This is a genomic window from Cellulomonas hominis, assembly GCF_005239125.1.
GTDB lineage: Bacteria > Actinomycetota > Actinomycetes > Actinomycetales > Cellulomonadaceae > Cellulomonas > Cellulomonas hominis_A.
On record NZ_SZYE01000177.1, the window covers coordinates 1 to 8,244 of the forward strand.

Sequence of the window (8,244 nt, forward strand, 5' to 3'; positions counted from 1 at the left end):
GGCCGGCGCCGCCGACGCGTGCCGGGCGACCGGGGCACCGGCCTGCACCGGGTCGGCGTCCGACGCCGGCCCGTGCACCGGCACCTCGGGCCCCGCGCCCGGCGCGGCGTCCGCGGGCGCCTCGCCGGTCGGGTCGGTGTCGATCTCGATGATCGGGGTGCCGACCTCGACCGTCGTGCCCTCCTCGACCAGCAGCCGCGTCACCACGCCCGCGAACGGGCTGGGCAGGTCGACCAGCGACTTCGCGGTCTCGATCTCCACGATCGTCTGGTTGATGGCGACGGTGTCGCCCACGGCGACGTGCCAGGCGGCGATCTCGGCCTCGGTCAGACCCTCGCCCGCGTCGGGGAGGCGGAACTGCTGGAAGGACGGCACGGTCGGTGCTCCTCGGGGTGGTGCGGGCGATTGTCGGCTGGGGCGCGGGCCGCAGGGGCGGCGCGGCGCGCCCGGCGGTCAGGAGGCGAGCACGCGGTCGACGGCGTCCAGGACGCGGTCGAGCCCGGGCAGGTACTCGTGCTCCAGCTTGGCCACGGGGTAGGGGGTGTGGAACCCGCCGACCCGGAGCACGGGCGCCTCGAGGTGGTAGAAGCACTCCTCGGTGACCCGGGCGGCGACCTCGGCGCCGGTGCCGTAGAGCACCGGGGCCTCGTGCACGACGACGCACCGGCCGGTGCGCCGGACCGACGCGGCGACGGTCGTGATGTCGAGCGGCGAGATGCTGCGCAGGTCGACGACCTCCACGCTCCGGCCCTCGGCGGCCGCGGCGTCGGCGACCCGCAGGGCGGTGGCGACGGTCGGGCCGTGGGCGACGAGCGTGACGTCGGTACCCGGGCGCAGCACCCGCGCGCCGTCCAGGACGGAGTCGGCGGCCAGCGGGTCGGCGTCGGTGTCGACGTCGCCCTTCTCCCAGTACCGGCCCTTGGGCTCGAAGAACATCACGGGGTCCGGCGAGGCGACGGCCTGCTGGATCATCGTGTACGCGTCCTGCGGGTCGGACGGGCTGACCACGCGCAGGCCGGCGGTGTGCGCGAACAGCACCTCGGGCGACTCGCTGTGGTGCTCGACCGCGCCGATGCCACCGCCGAACGGCACCCGGATGACGACCGGGAGGTTCAGCCGGCCGCGCGACCGGTAGTGCATCTTCGACAGCTGGGTCGTGATCTGGTCGAACGCCGGGAAGATGAACCCGTCGAACTGGATCTCGCACACCGGGCGGTAGCCGCGCAGCGCGAGGCCGATCGCGGTGCCGACGATGCCGGACTCCGCGAGCGGGGTGTCGACGACCCGGTCGGTGCCGAAGTCCTTCGCGAGCCCGTCGGTCACCCGGAACACGCCGCCGAGCGCGCCGATGTCCTCGCCCATGAGCAGGACCTTCGGGTCCCGCTCGAGCGCGGCCCGCAGGCCCGTGTTGATCGCCTTGGCGAACGTCATCCGCTGCGTGCTCACCGGTGCTCCCCTCCCGCGAACGAGGCCTCGTACCGCTCGAACCAGGCGCGCTCGGCGTCCACCACGGAGTGCGGGGTCGCGTACACGTGGTCGAACATCGTGCTGGTGGCCGGGCGGCCGAGCGACCGGACGTAGGTCCGGATCTTCTCGCCGAGCGCGTCGGCCTCGGCGGCCAGGGCGGCCCGGAACTCCTCGGACAGCTCGCCGGTGGCGGCGAGGTGCTTCTCCAGCCGGTCGATCGGGTCCCGCTGCCGCCAGTAGTCCTCCTCCGCCGACGACCGGTACCGGGACGGGTCGTCGGAGGTGGTGTGCGCGCCCATCCGGTAGGTGAACGCCTCGACCAGGGTGGGGCCGCCGCCGGACCGGGCGCGCTCGAGCGCCTCGGCGGTCACGGCGTAGGTCGCGAGCACGTCGTTGCCGTCGACCCGGACGCTCGGCACGCCGAAGCCCGGACCGCGGGCGGCGAGCGGCACGCGCGCCTGGCGGGTGGTCGGCTCGGAGATCGCCCACTGGTTGTTCTGCAGGAACAGCACCAGCGGCGCGTTGTTCACCGCGGCGAACACCAGCGCCTCGTTCACGTCGCCCTGGGCGGTCGCGCCGTCGCCGAAGTACGTGACGACCGCGGTGTCCCGCTCGGGGTCGCCGGTGCCGACCGCGCCGTCGCGCTGGACGCCCATCGCGTAGCCGGTGGCGTGCAGGGTGTGCGACCCGATCACCAGCGTGTACAGGTGGAAGTTGAACTCCTCGGGGTCCCAGCCGCCGTGGTCGACGCCCCGGAACAGCTGGAGCAGCTGCGTGAGGTCCAGGCCCCGGGTGTGCGCGACGCCGTGCTCGCGGTACGAGGGGAAGACGTAGTCCTGGCGCGCCAGCGCGCGGCCGGAGCCGACCTGCGCCGCCTCCTGCCCGAGCGACTGCGCCCACAGGCCGAGCTCGCCCTGGCGCTGCAGCGCGGTCGCCTCGGTGTCGAAGCGGCGGACCAGGACCATGTCCCGGTACAGGCCGCGCAGGGCGTCGGCGTCGAGGTGCGCGACCCGGGCGCTGTAGTCGGGGTGGTCGACGCGCTCGCCCGCGGGGGTGAGCAGCTGGACCAGGCCGTCGTCGGTGAGCGGACCGCTGGTGCTCACGCGGTTCTCCTTCGGCTGGGGGACGCCCCCGTGTTCTCCCGGGGGCCGTTTTCGTAACCTACGCCAGCGTAGGCTACGCAACCGTAGGTCCAGGGGCCCGGGCTGCGTCAAGACGGGCCGTCCCCCGTTGTCGGGTCCCGACAACCCCCGGCGACCCCGCGGCACCCGCCGTCCGCACGGCCCCGGCACCCGCCGCACGACGACGGCCCGCCGCCCCGGGTCGGGGGCGGCGGGCCGTCGGGGGGCTCGCGCGGGTCAGCGCTGGGGCAGGCGCACGACCTCGACGAAGAACTCGTCGATCTGGCGGACGACCTCGATGAACCGGTCGAAGTCGACCGGCTTGGTGACGTACGCGTTGGCGTGCAGCGAGTAGGACCGCACGACGTCCTCCTCCGCCTCCGAGGTGGTCAGCACGACGACCGGGATGCTCCGCAGCGCGTCGTCGCCCTTCATCGCCTCGAGGACCTCGCGGCCGTCCATGCGCGGGAGGTTGAGGTCGAGCAGCACCAGGTCCGGCGTCGGGGCGTCGGCGTGCTCGCCCTCCTTGCGCAGGAACGCCAGCGCGCTCACGCCGTCCGAGACCACCTGCAGGCGGTTGGCGACCTTGTTGTCCTCGAACGCCTCCCGGGTCATCAGGACGTCGCCCGGGTCGTCCTCGACGAGCAGGACGTCGATCACCTTGCCGCTGCGTGCCACGTTCACTCCGATCCCTCGGCCCGGGGGCCGTCCTGGTCCTGACGGTCGGTCGGCTCCGGCTCCGCGACGGCGGGGAGCGTCCAGCGGATGCTGGTGCCCGGGCCGTCGGCGTCGCCGAGCCAGATGCGACCGCCGTGGTACTCGACGATCTTCTTGCACAGGGCCAGGCCGATGCCGGTGCCCTCGTACACGTCCTTGGGGTGCAGCCGCTGGAAGATCACGAAGACGCGTTCCGCGTACTGCGGGTCGATGCCGATCCCGTTGTCCCGGCACTCGAGCTCCCACGAGTCTCCCACCCGCCGGGCGGTGATCCTGACCTCGGGGGCCCGGTCGGGGTCGCGGAACTTGATGGCGTTGCCGACCAGGTTCTGCAGCAGCTGCACCAGCAGCGGGCGCTCGCCGCGGACGACCGGCAGGGCGTCGTACGTGACGACCGCCCCGGCCTCCTCGACCAGGTGCTCCAGGTTGTCGAGCGCGGAGCCCAGCGCCTCGTCCAGCGGCACGTCCGCCAGCTCGCCGCCCAGCCGGCCGACCCGGGAGAACCCGAGCAGGTCCTGGATGAGCTGCTGCATGCGCTTCGCGCCGTCGACGGCGAAGGCGATGTACTGGTCGGCGCGTTCGTCCATCTGGCCGCCGTACCGCTTCTGCAGCAGCTGCGTGAACGACGCGACCTTGCGCAGGGGCTCCTGGAGGTCGTGCGACGCGACGTAGGCGAACTGCTCCAGGTCCCGGTTGGACCGGCGGAGCTCCTCGGTCTGGTCCGCGAGCCGGTCGTGCGCCTCGGCGATCTCGGCGCGCTGGGCCTCGACGGCCTGCACCTGGGACACCAGCCCGAGCCGCATCCGCTCGACCGCGTCCGCGAGGTCGGCGATCTCCCCCGGCCCGGCGGTCCGCACCGGGTGGTGCAGGTCGCCCTCGCTCACGGCGCGGGTGTCGGCCGCCAGCGCGTCCAGCGGCTCCGTGATCCAGGAGCGCAGCGTCCGCCACAGCACGGCGCCCGCCACGGCGCCGGCGATGACGAGCGCGACCAGCGACCCGATCACGACCCGCGTCCACACGGCCAGGTCCGCCGCGGCGCCGTCGCGCCGCTCGCGCAGCACGTCGAGGTACTCCTGCACCGCGGTGCGCGCCTCGTCGAACAGCGCGCGCCCGCCCTCGACCTCCTCCGGGGTGACCGCGGACGGGCCGCCCTCGGCGACGGCGGCGATCGTCGGCTGCGCGAACTCCTGGTCCCACCGCTCGGCGGCGACGACGGCAGCGGCGGCGGCCTCCCGGACGGCCGCGGACGTGCTGCTCCCGGCCACCGCCTCGAAGGCGTCGGTGGCGTCCTGCGCGTTCTCGTACGGCTCGAGCGTGCCGTCGAAGCCGGTGAGCGCGTAGCCGCGCACGGCCGTCTCCCCGTCCACGAGCTGGGTGTAGGCGGTCTCGGCGCTCGTGATGGCCTCGAAGTACCGCTCCGTGACCAGGTCCTGGGCGTCGAGCATCCGCCACAGCGCGATCCCGGACCCGACGAACACGAGCGCGAGCACGACGGCGGCCGCCACGAGGGCCGCGCCGAGGCGGCGGCGCAGCGTCGTCCGGGGCCGCGCGGCGGTGCCGGCGGCCGGTGCGGGGGCCGTCACGACGCCGGCCCGCCCCAGCCGAGCACGACGACGGCCGTGTCGTCGACCAGCTCGCCGCCGTGCCGGCGCCGGACCTCGCGGAGCACCTCCGCGACGGGGTCCTCCGCACCCGCCGCCAGCACCCCGTCCACCAGCTCCAGCAGCCCGGCCTTGCCGATCCGCTCCTGCGTCCCGCCGATGGTGGCCTCCAGCACGCCGTCCGTGTACATCATCAGCCGCCACCGGTCGCCGAGCTCCAGCCGGTTCGGGCGCCAGGCGCCGTCGACCGGGATGCCGAGCGCGCGGCCGCGCAGCTCCCGGGGCAGCAGGTCCGAGGGCCGCCCCGCCGCCGGGTCGCCCAGCAGGAACGGGACCGGGTGGCCCGCCAGGTACAGGTCGACGGTCGCGCGGTCGGGCGCGACCTCGACCATCGACATGGTCGTGAACACCTCGTCGCGGGTCCGCTCGGACGCCAGCACCCGCTCGAGCAGCGGCAGCAGGTCGGGGGTGGCGGTGCCGGCCAGCACGAGCGTGCGCCACGCCGTGCGGAGCACCGCCCCGAGCGCCGCCTCGTCCGGCCCGTGGCCGCACACGTCGCCGACGATCGCCAGCACGGTGCCGTCGGGGCGCTCGAAGACGTCGTAGAAGTCGCCGCCGAGCACGCCGTCGCGGCCCGCGCGGTAGCCGACCCGCACCTCCAGGGCCGCGTCCCGCACGGACGGGCGCGGCAGCAGGGCGCTCTCGAGCCGCACCGTCTCCTCGGCCCGGACCATGCTCCGGTACAGCTCGCGGTCGACGGCCTGGAGCCGGCGACGCTGCACGGCGTACCGCACGGACCGGCCGAGCAGCTCGCCGTCCACCTCGCCCTTGACCAGGTAGTCCTGCGCGCCCGCGGCGACCGCCCGCAGGCCCGTCTCGGTGTCGGTCCGGCCGGTCAGCACGACGACCGCCGGGGCCCCGGCCGCCAGCAGCGTCTGCAGCGCGCCGAGGCCCACCGAGTCCGGCAGGCCGAGGTCCAGCAGCACGCAGTCGACGTCGAGGCGGGCGGTGGCCTCGTCGAGCGTCCGGGCACGGACCAGGCGGACGTCCAGCCCGGCGTCGCTCAGGTGCTCCTCGACGAGCACCGCGTCGCCGTCGTCGTCCTCGACGAGGAGCAGCGCGATCGGGCCGCCGTCCACGGGGTCGACGGGGTGACCGGCGCGGCCGGGCCACGCGGGCGGCGTCGCCACGCCCGGCGTCGTGCTCTCGGTCACCCCTCCACCTCTCTGCGTCCGTCGCAGCATAGGCGAGGCGCCGCCGGCGCGCGGCGGCAGCGGCAGGCCCGTCCCGCCGGTGACCTGCGCGCACGCCGTCCGGGACGCGCCGGTCAGTGACGAAGGTCGCGTGCGACCCGCAGGACGACGTCGGTCGCCTCGGGCTCGCCGACGCTGATCCGGACGCCGTCGCCCGCGAACGGCCGCACGAGCACGCCCGCCGCCGCGGCCGCCTCGGCGAACCGCGCCGTGCCGTCGCCGAGCGCCAGCCACACGAAGTTCGCCTGGCTGTCCGGGACCTCCCAGCCGTGCTCCCGCAGCCCGGCGAGCAGCCGGGTGCGCTCGCGCACGATGCCGTCGACCCGCTCCAGCAGCTCGTGCTCCGCGCGCAGCGAGGCGACGCCGGCGAGCTGCGCCAGGTGGGACACGCCGAACGGGGTGGCGGCGGCGCGGATGCCGGCCGCCAGCCGCGCGGACGCGACGGCGAAGCCGACCCGCAGGCCGGCCAGGCCGTAGGCCTTGGAGAACGTGCGGAGCAGGACCACGTTGGGGTGCGCGGCCAGCACGGCGAGGCCGTCGGGGGCCTGCGGGTCGCGCACGAACTCCACGTACGCCTCGTCCAGCACCACCAGCACGTCGCGCGGCACCGCCGCCAGGAACGCGTCCAGCTCGTCGGCGTGCACGGCCGGCCCGGTCGGGTTGTTCGGCGTGCACACCAGGACGACCCGGGTCCGCTCGGTCACGGCGGCCGCGAGCGCCGGCAGGTCGAGCCGGCCGTCCGCGCCGACGGGGACCGGGACGCCCGTCGCGCCGGCCAGCGTCACCGCGATCGGGTACGCCTCGAACGACCGCCAGGGGTGCACCACCTCGTCGCCGGCCCCGCAGAACGCGCTGAGCACGTGCCCGAGCACCGCCACCGACCCGCAGCCCGCGACCACCTGGTCCGCCTGCACGCCCAGGTGCGCCGCGACGGCCTCGACGAGCTCGGTCGCGTACATGTCCGGGTAGCGGTTCACGTCCACCGCCCCGTCCGCGATCGCCGCCACGACGGACGGCAGCGGCGGGTACGGGTTCTCGTTCGACGAGAGCTTGAACGCGGCGGCGCCGACCGGGACCCGGGCGCCGGGGACGTACGGCGGGAGGCTCGCGAGGGCGGGGCGCAGGGGGACGTGCTTCACGCGGTCAGGATGCCACCGCCCGGTGCCGGCCGGGGCCCGCGGCCACGACGTGGTCGGGCGGTCGTCCCCGGTGGGGGATGCCCGTGCGGGGGCGGCGATGGCAGGATCGGCGCATGAGCTTCGTGCTGCGTGTCCTGATCAGCGGCGTCGCCCTGTGGCTGGCCGAGGTGCTGCTGCCGGGCCTCACCATCATCGGCGCCGACACCACGTGGGGGCGCATCGGCGTGATCCTGGCCGTCGCCCTCGTGTTCGGCATCGTGAACGCCGTCGTGAAGCCGATCGTCAACATCATCTCGATCCCGCTGTACATCCTCACGCTGGGCCTGTTCACGCTGGTCGTCAACGCGCTCATGCTCATGCTCACCGCGTGGATCACCGAGCAGACCGACTGGGGCCTGCGGATCGACGACTTCGGCGACGCGTTCGTCGGCGCGCTGATCGTGTCGGTCGTGTCCTTCGCGCTGAGCGTCGCCATCCCGCGCAGCCGGGAGCGCTGAGCCCCCGCCGGCCGCGCCGGCGTCCCCGCAGGTCACGCCCCACGCGTCACCCGGACGGGCGAAGATCACCCGCACCCATCTGTTGCCTGGCCCGCCGGGCGCTCCTACCGTCGACGGGTCAGGGCCCACCAGCGTCGGGGGACCCGCGGGAGGCTCGGGGGGAGTCGCCATGGCAGCGCGACCGGGTGCCGCACAGCGTGCGCGCTCGCTCGCGTCGCGGTGGGCCCGCCGGGGTCTGTACGCGGCGGGCGGGCTGACGCTCGCCGGTGCCGCCGCGGTCGCGCTCGCCCCCGCAGCCGCCGCCGACGAGGCACCGCCGCCCGCGTCCGGGACCACCTCGCTGCTCGACGGGGTGGGCGACCTGGTCGGGGCGGTCGTGCAGCCGGTGGCCGAGGACGTCGTGGCGCCGGCGGTGCAGGCGGTGCTGCCGCCGCCCGCGGACACCGCGC

9 protein-coding genes are annotated in these 8,244 nt (G+C 75.3%); 2 read left to right on the forward strand and 7 right to left on the reverse strand.

The window, feature by feature from the left end:
• The 7 genes from FA014_RS16125 to hisC form a co-directional block, all read right to left on the reverse strand.
• Positions 1–375: biotin/lipoyl-containing protein (locus FA014_RS16125; protein ID WP_154730668.1), on the reverse strand; the 375-nt coding region annotated here is incomplete at its 3' end.
• A 78-nt stretch (positions 376–453) separates the two neighbouring features.
• Positions 454–1,431: an alpha-ketoacid dehydrogenase subunit beta gene (locus FA014_RS16130; RefSeq protein ID WP_222848120.1), complete on the reverse strand. Its 978-nt coding sequence runs from the start codon at positions 1,429–1,431 to the stop codon at positions 454–456.
• 11 nt (positions 1,432–1,442) lie between these two features.
• The gene (pdhA, locus tag FA014_RS16135; protein ID WP_154730670.1) at positions 1,443–2,570 is read right to left on the reverse strand and encodes a pyruvate dehydrogenase (acetyl-transferring) E1 component subunit alpha; all 1,128 of its coding nucleotides are present in this window, start codon (positions 2,568–2,570) and stop codon (positions 1,443–1,445) included.
• A gap of 255 nt (positions 2,571–2,825) precedes the next feature.
• On the reverse strand, positions 2,826–3,266 hold the full coding sequence (locus FA014_RS16140; protein WP_154730671.1) for a response regulator: 441 nt from the start codon (positions 3,264–3,266) through the stop codon (positions 2,826–2,828).
• Between the two features lie 2 nt (positions 3,267–3,268).
• Positions 3,269–4,888, reverse strand: a complete 1,620-nt coding sequence (locus FA014_RS16145) for a sensor histidine kinase (protein WP_154730672.1) — start codon at positions 4,886–4,888, stop codon at positions 3,269–3,271.
• A complete protein-coding gene (locus FA014_RS16150) occupies positions 4,885–6,120 on the reverse strand; it encodes a PP2C family protein-serine/threonine phosphatase (protein ID WP_230323263.1) in 1,236 nt (411 codons plus the stop codon). Before FA014_RS16150 ends, FA014_RS16145 begins: the two co-directional genes overlap by 4 nt.
• A gap of 113 nt (positions 6,121–6,233) precedes the next feature.
• Positions 6,234–7,298 carry a histidinol-phosphate transaminase gene (hisC, locus tag FA014_RS16155; protein WP_154730674.1) on the reverse strand — a complete coding sequence of 355 codons (1,065 nt, stop codon included), beginning with the start codon at positions 7,296–7,298 and terminating at the stop codon, positions 6,234–6,236.
• A 113-nt stretch (positions 7,299–7,411) separates the two neighbouring features.
• Between hisC and FA014_RS16160 the strand changes: the two genes are divergently transcribed.
• Both FA014_RS16160 and FA014_RS16165 read left to right on the forward strand, forming a co-directional pair.
• Positions 7,412–7,795, forward strand: a complete 384-nt coding sequence (locus FA014_RS16160) for a phage holin family protein (protein WP_154730675.1) — start codon at positions 7,412–7,414, stop codon at positions 7,793–7,795.
• Positions 7,796–7,964: 169 nt separating this feature from the next.
• Positions 7,965–8,244, forward strand: a 280-nt coding sequence (locus FA014_RS16165; RefSeq protein ID WP_419178417.1) for a hypothetical protein, incomplete at its 3' end; no start/stop codon positions are given.

What these genes read in the sequence shown, in the direction of transcription:
- FA014_RS16130 (WP_222848120.1), bottom strand. Translation starts at nt 1,431, where the DNA reads ATGACGTTCGCCAAGGCGATCAACACGGGCCTGCGGGCCGCGCTCGAG.
- FA014_RS16160 (WP_154730675.1), top strand. Translation starts at nt 7,412, where the DNA reads ATGAGCTTCGTGCTGCGTGTCCTGATCAGCGGCGTCGCCCTGTGGCTG.